Consider the following 12,384-nt stretch of genomic DNA (forward strand, 5'->3'; position numbering starts at 1 on the left):
CATCAGTTGAGACAGGCTACACTCCATCAGTTAAAGGTTTTTGAGGCAGTTGCTCGACATAATAGCTTTACAAGGGCAGCAGAGGAGTTATTTTTAACCCAGCCTACGGTCTCTATGCAGGTAAAGCAATTGTCTAAGGCAGTTGGACTTCCCCTATTTGAACAAGTTGGTAAGCGACTGTATCTTACAACAGCAGGTAAAGAACTGTTTGGAACCTGTAAGGAGTTATTTGATCGGCTTTCTGAATTTGAAAGTAAGATTGCTGACTTAAAGGGACTAAAGCGGGGAGTTTTGCGTTTATCGGTAATTACTACGGCAAAATACATAATTCCCCGATTACTGGGCTTATTTTCGCAACGTTATCCAGGTATAGATATTTCCCTAAAGGTTACTAACCATGAACGGATTTCTGAGCGCATGTTAAATAACCAAGACGATCTATATGTTATGAGTCAGCTACCTGAGGACTTTGATATTAACGTCCATTCATTTTTAGAAAATCCTTTAGTTGTTCTGGCTCCGCGATCGCACCCTTTAGTAAAAGAAACAAATATTCCACTCCAACGCTTAGCAGATGAGCTATTTATTATGAGGGAACCGGGTTCCGGGACAAGGCAGGCAGTGCAAAAGTTATTTGATGAACAGAATATTAAGGTTAAGGTCAAACTCGATCTGGGTAGTAATGAGGCTATTAAGCAGGCGATCGCTGGCGGACTAGGTATTTCTGTGCTGTCTCGTCATACCCTAACCTCAGAAAATATGAATAATGAAATAGCTGTTTTAGATGTGGAGCATTTTCCCATTCGCCGTCACTGGTATGTCATTTATCCTGCGGGTAAGCAATTATCAATTGTGGCAAAGACTTTCTTTGATTATTTAATGAACGAGGGTAAAGTGATCGCTGAACAGAATTTTATTCATAATCACAACATCAATGTTACTAGTGACCTTAATTATCCAGCTAAGGATTGAAGGTTGTGACTTAGCCTAAAGATCGCTCAAAAAATTGCCCAGAAAATTATTGGATAAGAAAATATGTAACTAATCTTAAAATATAGGTTTCATCACTTATTGGTATTCTATATTCAAGTAAACTTTAAAAATTTTAGGATAAACCTCATGGCTGCTAGTTACTTACCACCTATTTTTGTTCTACTCACTGGTCTTGTCTTTCCTGCGGTAGCAATCACCTCTTTGTTCCTATATATTGAACGTCAAGCTTAAGTGCACTTTCATTATTAGTTTCACATTTTATTTTTTCACATAATAAAAACATTAAAAAGCGTCAGATCCTAGAGAACTTCCGACGCTTTTTTATTTTCACTTTTTGACTTAAGCAAGTTTGATTTTAGATAATATCTAAATTAGCCTGCCGAACCTAGTCCGACATAGGAGCCATAAAAGAATACACCTACTAATGTGAGTATGCCAGTGCCAGCGACTGTTGCTACTAACCATAGAGGGATACGTCCACCTTGTTGCATTTAATGATTCTCCGTTGATTAATTTTATTTGAATTTCTAATTAAAGAAGTAGCTAGAGAAAAGTAGTACAGTTACAAAAATTAAGAGTAAGCCAAGGAAGAGTGAAGTGCGATTCAACTCTACAGGTTGGCTATTAGGATTTTTTTCAGCCATAGTAATATCTTGGGTATTTAATAGGTTTTCAGCGACTAATTAGCGACTAATAAATTGCATGGCTGTGATCGCTCCGAGGAAGAATACAGAAGGTACTCCTAGAGCATGAATAGTTAGCCAACGAACGGTAAAAACAGGATATTGAACAGGAAGGTTGGGATTGCTCATAACAACTGATAGAAAATTTATATATTATTTATTGTAGTTAGGAATTTCTTGATTAGCATCGTAGCGATCGCGGAGAATGGGAGCCTCTTGGCGATCGTTAGTATAGTATTCATTGGGGCGGGGCGTACCAAAAATATCGTAAGCAAGACCAGTTTGTACAAACAGCCATCCAGCTAAAAATAAAGCGGGGATAGTCAGACTGTGAATTAACCAGTAACGAACACTTGTAATAATATCTGAGAACGGACGTTCTCCAGTAGTACCTGCCATAAATTTTTATCCTAATAAGCTATTTTATGTAGTAATAATTTAACATTCTACATCGTAAGTTTACACCTAATAAAAATCTAAAGCTTAGGGAGTAATTAGTAACGGGAAAAAATGTCCCACTGGTTCCTGTCCCTGCCCGATCGCTAGGTTAAATTTCAAAGCATTGGTGATATAGTTTTTAGCTTGGATCACCGACTCTAAGGGAGATTTGCCTAAGGCTAAATTGGCAGTAATCGCAGCAGAGAGGGTGCAACCTGTACCATGAGTATTAGTTGTATTGATGAATTCAGTTTTTAGAACCTCTGAGTTTTCGCCATCAAACCACAGATCAACGCCCTTAAGTTCGCCTGCCATTCCGCCGCCCTTGACTAATACCGCCTTAGCTCCAAGTTTATAGATTGCCTCAGCCGCTGTTTGCATATCGGAGAGCGTATTAATAGTTAAATTACTTAGAATTTCAGCTTCGTAGAGGTTAGGAGTAGTAACTGTGGCTTGGGGAATCAGGAGATTTTTAATTGTAGCGATCGCATCGTCATTTAATAATTTTGCACCTGTGCGAGATACCATAACGGGATCAACAATCACATTTTTTAAGTTTAGGTATCTAAGTTGCTGAACCACTGCGGTAATTATTTCTTGGTTCAATAGCATTCCTGTTTTGACTGCTTGAACGCCAATATCGCTAACTACAGATTGAATTTGAGCAGTTATACTCTCTATAGGTAACGCATCAACACGGTTAACTCCCAAGGTATTTTGAGCCGTGACGCAGGTAATAGCACAGGTGCCATGCACACAATGAAAGGCAAAGGTTTTTAGGTCAGCTTGAATCCCAGCACCACCACCACTATCTGAGCCAGCGATCGTCATTGCTATGGGGATATTGGATATTGTCATGGTATGAAATGGGAAATAAAATTCAGTATAAAATCAAAGAAGCCATTGAAATTAATTTGGAATTAATTGGGGATTACTAATTAGTATGATTGCACTACAAGATATTAACTATATTTCGGCTGAGGAATATATGAAACGGGAACACCTTAGCCAAACTAAGCATGAGTATAAGCAGGGATATGTTTATGCTATGTCTGGAGCAAGCGATTCTCACAATGCAGTTTCTGGAAACTTGTACATTTTAATTAGAAATCATCTGCGAGCTAAAGGCTGTCGAGTTTATGCTTCTGACATGAAAGTCAGGATTGATAAATTGGATATTTATTACTATCCTGATCTGATGGTAACTTGTGATCCAGAGGATACTAAGTACAACTACTTTAAAAAGTCACCCTGCTTAATTATTGAAGTGCAATCTCCTAGTACAGCAAACTTTGATCAAAATGAAAAATTTGAGGATTATAGTCAGATTGAATCTTTGCAAGAATATGTCATAGTTTCTCAGAATCGGATGAACGTAAAATGTTTTCGCCGCAATTCTGAGAATCTTTGGGTTCAGCAATCCTATAAATCTGGAGATCGCCTTGAATTAAAGTCCATAGACTTAACTACAGAAATTGAAAATCTCTATGAAGATGTGGTTTTTAGTGAAATTACTACAGATCGGCTTTTGCTACCAGAAGATTACCAAAGCTAGTAAAAACTATAAATCAGCAGAGATTTTAACAAGTATCCTTTTTAAAGTATTGCTTCTCATAAAAAAAGCTGAAAGACGAGCCTTCAACCTTTTTTAAAGTTGCAAGATAAATAGTTGCAAAATAAATTGCAAAATTGCAGATCAATAACTAACCACCAAAGGCAAAGGGGAAAGTCAACTTTAGAGCGGCGGTCAATAAAAGATTAACTAAGCCAATGGGTAATAAAAACTTCCAGCCTAAGTCTAGTAGTTGGTCGATTCTAACCCTTGGTACAGTAAAGCGTAATAACACAGCAAAAAAGATAAAGAAATAAGCTTTAAGTAAGGTCATCGTAATTCCCAACGTCGCAGCTATAACTTGCCACCATCCTGCATTAGGGCTAATTCCTAAAAAGCCAGAAATTGTATCAATGGGGAAAGGTAACTCCCAACCACCTAGGTACAAAATTGCCACCAGCAGACCAGCCAAAAGTAGGTTAGCGTAGGAACCACCATAAAACAGGGCAAATTTAATGCCGCCATACTCATTTTGATAGCCTGCTACCAGTTCTTCGTCAGCCTCAGGTAAGTCAAAGGGTAAACGTTCACATTCCGCAAGGGCAGCGATCGCAAAGATCATAAAACCCACAGGTTGCCGCCAAATATTCCAAGACAAAATGCCATAACTTGCTTGCTGATTGACAATATCAACGGTACTGAGTCCATTGGACATCATGGCGATCGCTAAAGCTGCAAGAGCTAGGGGAATTTCATAACTAATTGATTGCGCTGCGGCTCTTAAACCACCAATTAAGGCGTACTTATTATTGGAGGAATACCCAGACATGAGTAAGCCAATGGGCGAAATACTGGAAATAGCGATGATAAAAAATATACCTGTACCCAGATCGGAAATCAGTAAATTCTGCCCAAACGGTACAACTAAATAACAAAGAAATATCGAAATAAATACTAAAAGCGGACCCAAGGTAAACAGGATCGGATCAGCTTTGGCCGGAATAATATCTTGTTTAATTAATAACTTGCCCACGTCGGCTAGGGGTAGCAAAATTCCAAAGGGTCCGGCATACTCTGGTCCAATTCTTTGTTGCATCGCTGCGGAAATTTTACGTTCCAACCAAGTACAGGCTAATGCTCCAACCGTAACGCCCAAAACAATTACCACCATGGGAATTAACATCCAAATTACCTTAGCCAGACCAAAGGGTAGTCCCAGTCCTGTTAGCAATTCAATTAGCGATCTCTGTAAATCAATACCTGTATTCATTAGCGGTCAACCTCACCCATAATAATATCAACACTACCTAAGATTGCCATTAAATCTGCAATTTTTGAACCTCTTACAAGTTCGGGTAACGGCTGCAAGTTTACAAATCCAGGTGGACGAATCTTAAACCGCCAGGGGAAAATGTTATCTTCACCAATTAAATACACGCCCAACTCACCCTTTGGAGCTTCTACTCGCACATAATGCTCACCCTCAGGTACCTTAAATGTAGGCGAAGATTTTTTGCCAATAAACTGATAGTCAAAGGCATTCCACTCACTTTTAGGACCAGCTAATACTCTCTGTGCCTCTAGATTTTCGTAGGAGCCACCGGGAAGTTGTTTTAATGCCTGAAGTACCATTTTCGTAGATTCACGAATTTCTCGGACTCTAACCAAGTAGCGGGCAAGGCAATCACCACCAGTTTCAGTTTGCACCTGCCAATCTAGCTCATCGTAGAGTTCGTAGTGATCGACTTTACGCAAATCCCAATTTACGCCAGAGCCACGCAGCATTGGTCCCGAAAGTCCCCAGTTAATTGCTTCCTCGCGACCGATTGTACCTAATCCTTCTACCCGTTTGCGGAAAATAGGATTGTTTGTAATTAGTTTTTCGTATTCATCGACTTTGGGTGTCAAGTAATTACAAAAGTCTTCACATTTATCAACCCATCCATAGGGTAAATCTGCGGCAACACCACCAATACGGAAGTAGTTGTGCATCATCCGCATCCCTGTAGCTGCTTCAAACAGATCGTAAACCATTTCCCGTTCACGGAAAGTATAGAAAAATGGGCTTAAGGCACCAATATCACCCATAAAAGTTCCTAGCCAAAGCAAATGGGAAGCAATGCGACTAAGCTCTAGCATAATCATGCGAATATAGCTAGCACGGCGGGGAACAGGGACATTTGCCAATTTTTCTGGGGCATTTACCGTAATTGCCTCGGTAAACATGGTGGCAAGGTAGTCCCATCGGGTGACGTAGGGTAAATACTGAACTACAGTGCGGTTCTCAGCAATTTTTTCCATGCCTCTATGGAGATAACCCAATACTGGCTCACAATCTACAACATCTTCCCCATCAAGGGTAACTATAAGCCTGAGTACACCGTGCATGGAGGGATGATGAGGTCCCATGTTAATTACCATGCGTTCTGCTTTTGTTTCGATCATCACCATAGTTTGCGATCGCCTCTTTCTTTAATTTTGTGACTTTAAATCTGTGATTTTAATTTTGCGAGAGATTTTGTGAGATTTTATAGCTAAATTCAAGAGATCAGTATACCTGAATTAGCTTTGCCCGTGCCAACTTGTCATCTATGATCACCATAGAGATTCAATAAGATACTGGAGAAACTATCAGAGAAAAACCCTACTAGATCAAAACGGTTAACTCTACCTGTAGTTCAAACCTAAGGGGTATGATGAAATAACAATAAAGTAGGTAAAGGCGATGAGATTTTATACCTTTAATAGTGGTAATAATAATGACCGATTTGGGGGGATCAGATTTTGGCTGACCACATTTTTGGTGATTTGGGGACTAAGTTTTTTGGGCTTGGGCTGGATTGTTAACTCTATTTTTATTTTAATTGGGATTTTAATTGCGTTGCCAGTAATTGGGGCGATCGCTTTGCAATGGTGGGTCGGTAGAAGCATTGTTACTAGTAGTTGTCCCGTGTGCGAACATACCTCTACAGCAACCGTTAGTAGCCAATTTTACTGCCCTAGTTGTGGCGAACCTTTACAGGTAGAAAATCGTAAATTTATCCGTATCAGTACCCCTGGCACCATCGATGTCCAAGTCGAAACTATTTATTAAGGCAAATCAGTCACCAAGTTCGGATTTCATACGCTCTAGGGTAACGTGCATCTGCTCAAACATTTGCTGGGGAGTGACCCCAAAATTACCTAACTGACTTTGCATTTGCTTCATAGTCATTTGTGCCATAAAGTCGTCAGATAGCTCAAATCTTTTGGTAAAAATTGCAAACCTATCCATCATTTCTTCCATTTTAGTAATGAATAGTTTTTTGCCTTCTCGATCAAATTTACCGTAATTACTGCCTAGTTCTATGAGTGCTTGATAATCTTGGAACAGATTACGAGCTTCTTGCTGCACAATGTCAGAGTCAAAAAATCCCATAGTAGATTAATGAGTAAATTATTGAGTTCGTCTAACTTTAATTTCATTAATTAATGTGTCAGATTCATCGCTGCCGCCAGTGTTTTGATGTCTGCCAATTTTTGAAACCTCCATCCCAACTGTTTCGCCAATTAGGTAGGTGATTTGAGCATCTGGGGCAAGGGAGATCACATCGCCGTGGGATAGCTCGTAGGAAGCAACTTTAGTATTGCCATTAATAATGACACCATTGACGCTAGGTTTACCAGATAGGTCTCCATCAATAATGCGATAGAGATGAGTACCAGCGATACTGCCGGGGATTCTAAGCAAGACGGCATGCTGGCGTGAGACATACTTAGAGTTAATACTAATATTATTGCTAATATCTCTGCCCAAGGTGTACTTTAGCTCTTTGAGAGCCACTTTTCTAGTGCCTTTAGTATCTGTAATTAGCAGAGTGTGAGTGTTGGGGTTCTCGTTCATTGGTACTGAATTTACAGTTATCTCCTAGTATGGCATGGTAGCAGGCTAGTGATGAATTGCAAGCTTAGAGCTATTCTAAACCAGAAGGTTGATTTTTGAACCTGATTCAGTTTTTGTGATCTCAATTAGGGTGCTAAATGCTTCTTTGAGTTGGGGCATATGGGTAATTACTAGGATACAGGCAAAGTCTGAAGCTATGGCATTAATAGCAGAAAGTAGGCGATCGCAACCCTCAGAATCTTGGGTACCAAAGCCTTCATCAATAATTAAGGTTTGTAGCGTTCCACCCATACGTTGGGCAGTAATCCTTGCTAGTGCTAACCTAATTGCAAAATTAATCCGAAATACTTCGCCCCCAGAGTAGGTTTCGTAGGGACGGGTACCACGACTATCGGCAATTTCAATTTCTAGGGTGTCTATGACTTTATCAGCTTTTTTACCTGCTTTTTGGGTAATAAATCTGACGTTTAACTGGTAGTTGCTCAGCGTCGAGAGAATGCGGTTAGCCTCGGCTTCAATTTGGGGCAGAATTATTTCAATCATTAATGCTTGAATCCCATTTTTGCCAAATGCTTGCTGTAGTTCTTGGTGTATGAGTTGGCGTTTTTGGGTTTGGCTAATTTGAGCAGTAACCTGTTGCAATTGATTGAGCAGATATTGACGCTGGGTTTGGGCGGCTTGGAGCCTACCGATTTCCCCAATTAGATGATCTAAATGCGATCGCCTGTTTATGATTTGCCCTTGAAGGTCTTGAATTTGACTTGAGGGATCGGGGGTTTCCTGAAGACTAAGCTCTAGGCTCCTAATTTCGGTGGTGATCCTTTGCAGTTCTACAGTGCGATCGCTCATCAGGTTTTGATTTTTCTGAAATTCGGCGAGCAGGTTAGGGTACTGCTGTTGTGCCAAGTTTAATTCTTGATATTGCAGCAAAAAAGGCTGAGCTTGTTCTTTCTGGGTTCTAATTTCTTGATGCTGATCGGGATCGTAGTTAATTTGTTCAAGGGTGCGATCGCAGGTTTCAAGACGTTGTTGTAATTCCAGATCAATGGTATTGGTGTGCAAATGGTGCGCTAATTTTTGGATGAGGGCTTGCAGTTCTGGAATTTTTATAGATAGGCTTTCCCACTGACGGCGAGAGGTTTTAAGCTCATTGACTTTGGCTTCTGCCCATCGCCATCTTTCTACTTCCCCACGGGCAAGGGCATGATTTTTTTCATCATAGTTAAGGCTGGATAGGCTGGCTTCTATTAATTGCAATTCCGTTTGAGCATCATTTTGATCATTATTTCGATCGTCAGTGCAGAAGTTTTGGCGATCAAGTTTGTGTTGTAAGGCTTGGATGTCTTGGTCTAATCCTTGGAGCTTAGATTCAGCTTGGTGATGGGATGTTAACTGTGCCTCGAGGTTACCTTTTTTTTGTAAAAGCGGATTTAATTGTTCTAGCTCTTCTTTAAGGTGGCGGTACTCATCTCTCAGAACTTGAATTTCACACTCTGAAGCACTTTGTTGTTCTTTAATAATCCAAAGCTCCGCCTGCAATTCTTGGGATAGTACCTGGTGTTTTTGGGCAATTATCTGCCAATGTGCCTGATCTAAGGGGCGATCGCATAGGGGACAGGGAGTATCAGGTTGTTGTAGTTGCTGGGATTTAGTTTGTTGCTCTTGAATCCTTTGTTCACAGTCTAGTTGACGCTCTTTTAGCCGATTGAGGAAATCTCGTCTTTCCAGCCCTTTTTCATGGACTCGTTGTTGGTAAACTTGCTTTTTTTCCAGAATTTTAATTTGCTGCTCTAGTCCCTGTAAATTATGGATTAAATTGGGTTGAGCTTGCGATCGCAGTAGTTGCTGCTGTTTCTGAATTTGATCTAGTTGGGCATGGATTTGAGCAATTTCTCGATCAATGGTTCTTTGCAAAACTTGCCGACGTTGGTATAGGGGTACAGACTTGATCTGCAGTTCCTCGACTTCTTGGAGCTTAATTTTTGCCTGTTGCAACTGGGCGATCACCGATTCAATTTCTGGAGCTTTATTTAAAATATTTTGCAGGTCTTGTTTTTGCTGCATTATTAACTCTAGCTGTGCCTGATAATGACGTAGGCTGCCATTGAGTTCGCTTTTCTTTTCTGCTAACTGTTGTTGTATGTGTGTGCGATCTCCACTAATTTTTTGATATTGCTGGAGTTTGTGGTTATAGGCTGCTTCTTGGTTAGCTAATTGCTGATAATGCCGATATTGATTCGTAATTGTTTCTTGATGATTTAGTAGATTCTCTAGATTTTTAATTTGCTGATATTGCTGATCGACTTGTTGCTGTAACCTTGCGATCTCTGAGTTCAATTGTTGAGTTTGTTGCTGCTGCCATTGCCATCTTTGCTCCCAGTTTTGCCGTTGTTGTTGTGTTTGTTGAAGAACCACTAACTGTTGTTGAGTCACAGCATCTTGAGCTTGAACCTGCTCCAATTCTGAAGTTAGAGTTTGCAAATCAGAATCTATGTGTGCGCCCGCAGTAATTTGGGTTTCTAGGTTTTGCCGGGCATTTTCTAATGCCGTGATTTCACCTTTACAAATTCTGGTAATATCCTTTGCCTTTTCACTGAGTTCATCATACTGCCCTAAATTTAACATTTCTGCGAGTACAGCCTTGCGATCGCTAGGACGTTTTAGCATAAATTCATCAGCCCGTCCCTGTCGTAAGTAGGCAGAGTTGACAAAAGTACTGTAATCCATTTTGAGGTGGGCAATAATCACTTGCTGCGTTGCCCTCAATCCCCGTTCGGTCAGAGACTTAAACTGTTCGTTATTTTTAATTTGAAATTCCAGTGAACCTGCACTACCCTTGGGGCGAGTCCGAATAATCCGATAAATCTGTCCCTGCGCCTTAAAGACAAAATCTACCTTTGCCTCCTTTGCTCCGACATAAATCATGTCATCTTCGCTATTGGCACGACTGATCCCCCATAATGCCCAAGTCATTGCCTCTAATAATGAAGATTTACCCGCTCCATTGGCACCACAAATACAGGCAATATGCAAGCCCGAAAAATCCAAAGCCAGATTTTGATAGCTCAAGAAATTTGTCAGGCTTAGCTTTTGGGGAATCATAATTTTTGATTGGCAAACTTTTAATTGGCAGAAAGTAGCTAGTTAGTATAAGATAGTAATTCTGTAAAAATTAGTTTAGCTTAATCATGGCAGTCCCCAAGAAACGCACCTCAAAGTCAAAGCGTGATATTCGTAAAGCCGCATGGAAACGTAAAGCCGCTGTCTCCGCAGCCAAGGCTCTGTCTTTAGGTAAATCAATCCTAACTGGCAATAATACTGGATTTATCTATCCTCAACCCGATGCTGAGGAAGAAACTGAAGAATAGACTGATTTTAAGTTAATAAACTTAAGCTAAGGCTGCCCCAAGTTCACAAAATTAAATGGGGCGGTAAAGTTGTTATAGCGTATGCGTAAGCGATGATCGTACTTGGCATCTAAGTTTTCAATAGCGATCGCAAATTCTGATTCTCGATCCCATGCAATTAGAAAAGCGGCATTGTAGAGCATGTTTTCTGTCAGCAAATCTCCCACCACATATTCATAGCTCAAGGGTTGGAGAACTTCCAAAAAAGTGCCAACAATTTCTTCCCGTTTTTGGTTTAGTGCCGATTCTAGTTCTTTGCCAATAGCGATCGCTGCATCCATACTCAAGGTTTTACCCATTAGCGACTCTCGTTTCTGGTTCAATTCAGTATTTTCACCCAGGATTAAATTCAACTCAGCAATTTGATCCCAAAATAATTTAATCCCCACTTCCCTCTTTCCCTGCAGCTTGTTTAATAAATCCTTTAAATCCGATTGATGCCCCTCAATTAGTTTTTGTTTTACCTCCGCCCAGTCATCAACCACTAAGCCAAATTGCAAGGGTAAAGGTACATTGTAAACATCCACCTTCATTACGGCTTCAATTACCCGTTCGTGGGTCAATAAATTAGCGCGACTGGCAAGATATCTCTCCTGTAGTGCTTCACTATATACAAGCGTGAAGGGATCGATCTCCTGAAATTGGACAGGCTGTTGATTCATCCCCTCGATTTTTAGGCTGTTTTTGAGTTTTTCAAGGTCTTGCCCGTTAGCGATCGCATACAAATATAAGCTCATGGGTTTAACTAATGGCTAAATCGGGGAAGGTTTTTTGAAAATCAGCAATCAAGTCATTAATTTCTTCCAATGCCTGCACCACATCTATAGTTAGATTACCTAAATCTTCACGATTAGAAAGCTGAATTAGTACTGAGCGTTTCAAAGCGATCACTGCAATTTTTTCCTTAATAGATTCAGGAGTCATGATTTATGTAGGTGTAAAAAGTATAGATTTTGTATTTCCCTAATCTTATCCCAGCCTAACCATTATGATTGAATAGAGGTATAGACAAACTTGGTGTAATCATGGATAAGGATATCGTTACCGTCAGACCAGAAATTACTACAGATACAATTCAGAAACTACCTAATTATGTCGGCATATCGGGGTTGACCGTTGGAGCCAAAGGAATTTCTATGAATATGGTGGTAATACCTCCGAGTTCTGCCGCTGAACCACATTTTCATAAGGGTTTTGAAACAGCAATATATCTCTTAAAGGGCAAAGTAGAGACTTTATACGGAGAAAATCTAGCAAAGTCAGTTGTAAATACAGAGGGGGATTTTATATTTATTCCCGAAGGTGTGCCTCACCAGCCTAGAAACTTGAGTAATACTGAAGCGGCGATCGCCATAGTATCTCGTAATGATCCTAATGAGCAAGAGAGTGTTCAGGTTTACAGAAGCAAGACATCGGATCAAAGCTAAC

At 40.2% G+C, this 12,384-nt stretch carries 18 protein-coding genes; 6 read left to right on the plus strand and 12 right to left on the minus strand.

Features of this window, described 5'->3' with window-relative positions:
- Nucleotides 1-6: 6 nt before the first annotated feature.
- Nucleotides 7-972 (plus strand): LysR family transcriptional regulator, encoded by a 966-nt coding sequence (locus tag SYN7502_RS08020; protein WP_015168345.1) that lies wholly within the window; start codon nucleotides 7-9, stop codon nucleotides 970-972.
- A gap of 147 nt (nucleotides 973-1,119) precedes the next feature.
- Nucleotides 1,120-1,224, plus strand: coding sequence for a photosystem I reaction center subunit VIII (gene psaI / locus SYN7502_RS18815; RefSeq protein WP_015168346.1), 105 nt, complete (start codon nucleotides 1,120-1,122; stop codon nucleotides 1,222-1,224).
- 140 nt (nucleotides 1,225-1,364) lie between these two features.
- Here the strand turns inward: psaI and SYN7502_RS18820 are convergent, their stop codons facing one another.
- The 5 genes from SYN7502_RS18820 to thiD form a co-directional block, all read right to left on the minus strand.
- A complete protein-coding gene (locus tag SYN7502_RS18820; protein ID WP_015168347.1) occupies nucleotides 1,365-1,484 on the minus strand; it encodes a photosystem II reaction center protein J in 120 nt (39 codons plus the stop codon).
- A 36-nt stretch (nucleotides 1,485-1,520) separates the two neighbouring features.
- The gene (locus SYN7502_RS18825) at nucleotides 1,521-1,637 is read right to left on the minus strand and encodes a photosystem II reaction center protein L (RefSeq protein ID WP_015168348.1); all 117 of its coding nucleotides are present in this window, start codon (nucleotides 1,635-1,637) and stop codon (nucleotides 1,521-1,523) included.
- A gap of 39 nt (nucleotides 1,638-1,676) precedes the next feature.
- Nucleotides 1,677-1,805, minus strand: coding sequence for a cytochrome b559 subunit beta (gene psbF / locus SYN7502_RS18830; protein WP_015168349.1), 129 nt, complete (start codon nucleotides 1,803-1,805; stop codon nucleotides 1,677-1,679).
- 24 nt (nucleotides 1,806-1,829) lie between these two features.
- On the minus strand, nucleotides 1,830-2,075 hold the full coding sequence (gene psbE, locus SYN7502_RS08025) for a cytochrome b559 subunit alpha (RefSeq protein ID WP_015168350.1): 246 nt from the start codon (nucleotides 2,073-2,075) through the stop codon (nucleotides 1,830-1,832).
- A gap of 84 nt (nucleotides 2,076-2,159) precedes the next feature.
- Nucleotides 2,160-2,972 carry a bifunctional hydroxymethylpyrimidine kinase/phosphomethylpyrimidine kinase gene (gene thiD, locus SYN7502_RS08030; RefSeq protein WP_015168351.1) on the minus strand — a complete coding sequence of 271 codons (813 nt, stop codon included), beginning with the start codon at nucleotides 2,970-2,972 and terminating at the stop codon, nucleotides 2,160-2,162.
- An 85-nt stretch (nucleotides 2,973-3,057) separates the two neighbouring features.
- On the opposite strand from thiD, the gene SYN7502_RS08035 reads away from it, so the two are divergent.
- Nucleotides 3,058-3,669: a Uma2 family endonuclease gene (locus tag SYN7502_RS08035; RefSeq protein ID WP_015168352.1), complete on the plus strand. Its 612-nt coding sequence runs from the start codon at nucleotides 3,058-3,060 to the stop codon at nucleotides 3,667-3,669.
- Nucleotides 3,670-3,817: 148 nt separating this feature from the next.
- Here the strand turns inward: SYN7502_RS08035 and nuoH are convergent, their stop codons facing one another.
- Both nuoH and SYN7502_RS08045 read right to left on the minus strand, forming a co-directional pair.
- Nucleotides 3,818-4,936, minus strand: coding sequence for an NADH-quinone oxidoreductase subunit NuoH (gene nuoH, locus SYN7502_RS08040; protein ID WP_015168353.1), 1,119 nt, complete (start codon nucleotides 4,934-4,936; stop codon nucleotides 3,818-3,820).
- Entirely contained in the window at nucleotides 4,936-6,117 is a 1,182-nt protein-coding gene (locus SYN7502_RS08045) for an NAD(P)H-quinone oxidoreductase subunit H (protein WP_015168354.1), read from the minus strand. The genes nuoH and SYN7502_RS08045 overlap by 1 nt, the downstream gene beginning before the upstream one ends.
- A 274-nt stretch (nucleotides 6,118-6,391) precedes the next feature.
- On the opposite strand from SYN7502_RS08045, the gene SYN7502_RS08050 reads away from it, so the two are divergent.
- Complete coding sequence (locus tag SYN7502_RS08050; RefSeq protein ID WP_015168355.1) at nucleotides 6,392-6,760, plus strand: DUF2614 family zinc ribbon-containing protein; 369 nt, start codon at nucleotides 6,392-6,394, stop codon at nucleotides 6,758-6,760.
- Between the two features lie 6 nt (nucleotides 6,761-6,766).
- Here SYN7502_RS08050 and SYN7502_RS08055 read toward each other — a convergent pair whose 3' ends face one another.
- The 3 genes from SYN7502_RS08055 to SYN7502_RS08065 form a co-directional block, all read right to left on the minus strand.
- Complete coding sequence (locus tag SYN7502_RS08055) at nucleotides 6,767-7,084, minus strand: DUF1825 family protein (protein WP_015168356.1); 318 nt, start codon at nucleotides 7,082-7,084, stop codon at nucleotides 6,767-6,769.
- 18 nt (nucleotides 7,085-7,102) lie between these two features.
- On the minus strand, nucleotides 7,103-7,549 hold the full coding sequence (locus SYN7502_RS08060; protein ID WP_015168357.1) for an FHA domain-containing protein: 447 nt from the start codon (nucleotides 7,547-7,549) through the stop codon (nucleotides 7,103-7,105).
- 75 nt (nucleotides 7,550-7,624) lie between these two features.
- The gene (locus SYN7502_RS08065; protein ID WP_015168358.1) at nucleotides 7,625-10,651 is read right to left on the minus strand and encodes an AAA family ATPase; all 3,027 of its coding nucleotides are present in this window, start codon (nucleotides 10,649-10,651) and stop codon (nucleotides 7,625-7,627) included.
- Nucleotides 10,652-10,737: 86 nt separating this feature from the next.
- On the opposite strand from SYN7502_RS08065, the gene SYN7502_RS08070 reads away from it, so the two are divergent.
- A complete protein-coding gene (locus SYN7502_RS08070) occupies nucleotides 10,738-10,917 on the plus strand; it encodes a 50S ribosomal protein L32 (RefSeq protein ID WP_015168359.1) in 180 nt (59 codons plus the stop codon).
- A 26-nt stretch (nucleotides 10,918-10,943) separates the two neighbouring features.
- Here the strand turns inward: SYN7502_RS08070 and SYN7502_RS08075 are convergent, their stop codons facing one another.
- Nucleotides 10,944-11,693 (minus strand): GvpL/GvpF family gas vesicle protein, encoded by a 750-nt coding sequence (locus SYN7502_RS08075; RefSeq protein WP_015168360.1) that lies wholly within the window; start codon nucleotides 11,691-11,693, stop codon nucleotides 10,944-10,946.
- Between the two features lie 4 nt (nucleotides 11,694-11,697).
- Nucleotides 11,698-11,880: a hypothetical protein gene (locus SYN7502_RS08080; RefSeq protein WP_015168361.1), complete on the minus strand. Its 183-nt coding sequence runs from the start codon at nucleotides 11,878-11,880 to the stop codon at nucleotides 11,698-11,700.
- Nucleotides 11,881-11,981: 101 nt separating this feature from the next.
- Here SYN7502_RS08080 and SYN7502_RS08085 point away from each other — a divergent pair, with 101 nt between their 5' ends.
- Nucleotides 11,982-12,383 (plus strand): cupin domain-containing protein, encoded by a 402-nt coding sequence (locus SYN7502_RS08085; RefSeq protein WP_015168362.1) that lies wholly within the window; start codon nucleotides 11,982-11,984, stop codon nucleotides 12,381-12,383.
- The last annotated feature ends 1 nt before the right edge of the window (nucleotide 12,384 follow it).

It is taken from the genome of Synechococcus sp. PCC 7502 (genome assembly GCF_000317085.1).
Classification (GTDB): domain Bacteria; phylum Cyanobacteriota; class Cyanobacteriia; order Pseudanabaenales; family Pseudanabaenaceae; genus PCC-7502.

Bases quoted from the DNA above. Each gene is read 5' to 3' on its own strand.
- psaI (WP_015168346.1), top strand. From the start codon at position 1,120: ATGGCTGCTAGTTACTTACCACCTATTTTTGTTCTACTCACTGGTCTT.
- SYN7502_RS18820 (WP_015168347.1), bottom strand. From the start codon at position 1,484: ATGCAACAAGGTGGACGTATCCCTCTATGGTTAGTAGCAACAGTCGCT.
- SYN7502_RS18825 (WP_015168348.1), bottom strand. From the start codon at position 1,637: ATGGCTGAAAAAAATCCTAATAGCCAACCTGTAGAGTTGAATCGCACT.
- psbF (WP_015168349.1), bottom strand. From the start codon at position 1,805: ATGAGCAATCCCAACCTTCCTGTTCAATATCCTGTTTTTACCGTTCGT.
- psbE (WP_015168350.1), bottom strand. From the start codon at position 2,075: ATGGCAGGTACTACTGGAGAACGTCCGTTCTCAGATATTATTACAAGT.
- thiD (WP_015168351.1), bottom strand. From the start codon at position 2,972: ATGACAATATCCAATATCCCCATAGCAATGACGATCGCTGGCTCAGAT.
- SYN7502_RS08035 (WP_015168352.1), top strand. From the start codon at position 3,058: ATGATTGCACTACAAGATATTAACTATATTTCGGCTGAGGAATATATG.
- nuoH (WP_015168353.1), bottom strand. From the start codon at position 4,936: ATGAATACAGGTATTGATTTACAGAGATCGCTAATTGAATTGCTAACA.
- SYN7502_RS08045 (WP_015168354.1), bottom strand. From the start codon at position 6,117: ATGGTGATGATCGAAACAAAAGCAGAACGCATGGTAATTAACATGGGA.
- SYN7502_RS08050 (WP_015168355.1), top strand. From the start codon at position 6,392: ATGAGATTTTATACCTTTAATAGTGGTAATAATAATGACCGATTTGGG.
- SYN7502_RS08055 (WP_015168356.1), bottom strand. From the start codon at position 7,084: ATGGGATTTTTTGACTCTGACATTGTGCAGCAAGAAGCTCGTAATCTG.
- SYN7502_RS08060 (WP_015168357.1), bottom strand. From the start codon at position 7,549: ATGAACGAGAACCCCAACACTCACACTCTGCTAATTACAGATACTAAA.
- SYN7502_RS08065 (WP_015168358.1), bottom strand. From the start codon at position 10,651: ATGATTCCCCAAAAGCTAAGCCTGACAAATTTCTTGAGCTATCAAAAT.
- SYN7502_RS08070 (WP_015168359.1), top strand. From the start codon at position 10,738: ATGGCAGTCCCCAAGAAACGCACCTCAAAGTCAAAGCGTGATATTCGT.
- SYN7502_RS08075 (WP_015168360.1), bottom strand. From the start codon at position 11,693: ATGAGCTTATATTTGTATGCGATCGCTAACGGGCAAGACCTTGAAAAA.
- SYN7502_RS08080 (WP_015168361.1), bottom strand. From the start codon at position 11,880: ATGACTCCTGAATCTATTAAGGAAAAAATTGCAGTGATCGCTTTGAAA.
- SYN7502_RS08085 (WP_015168362.1), top strand. From the start codon at position 11,982: ATGGATAAGGATATCGTTACCGTCAGACCAGAAATTACTACAGATACA.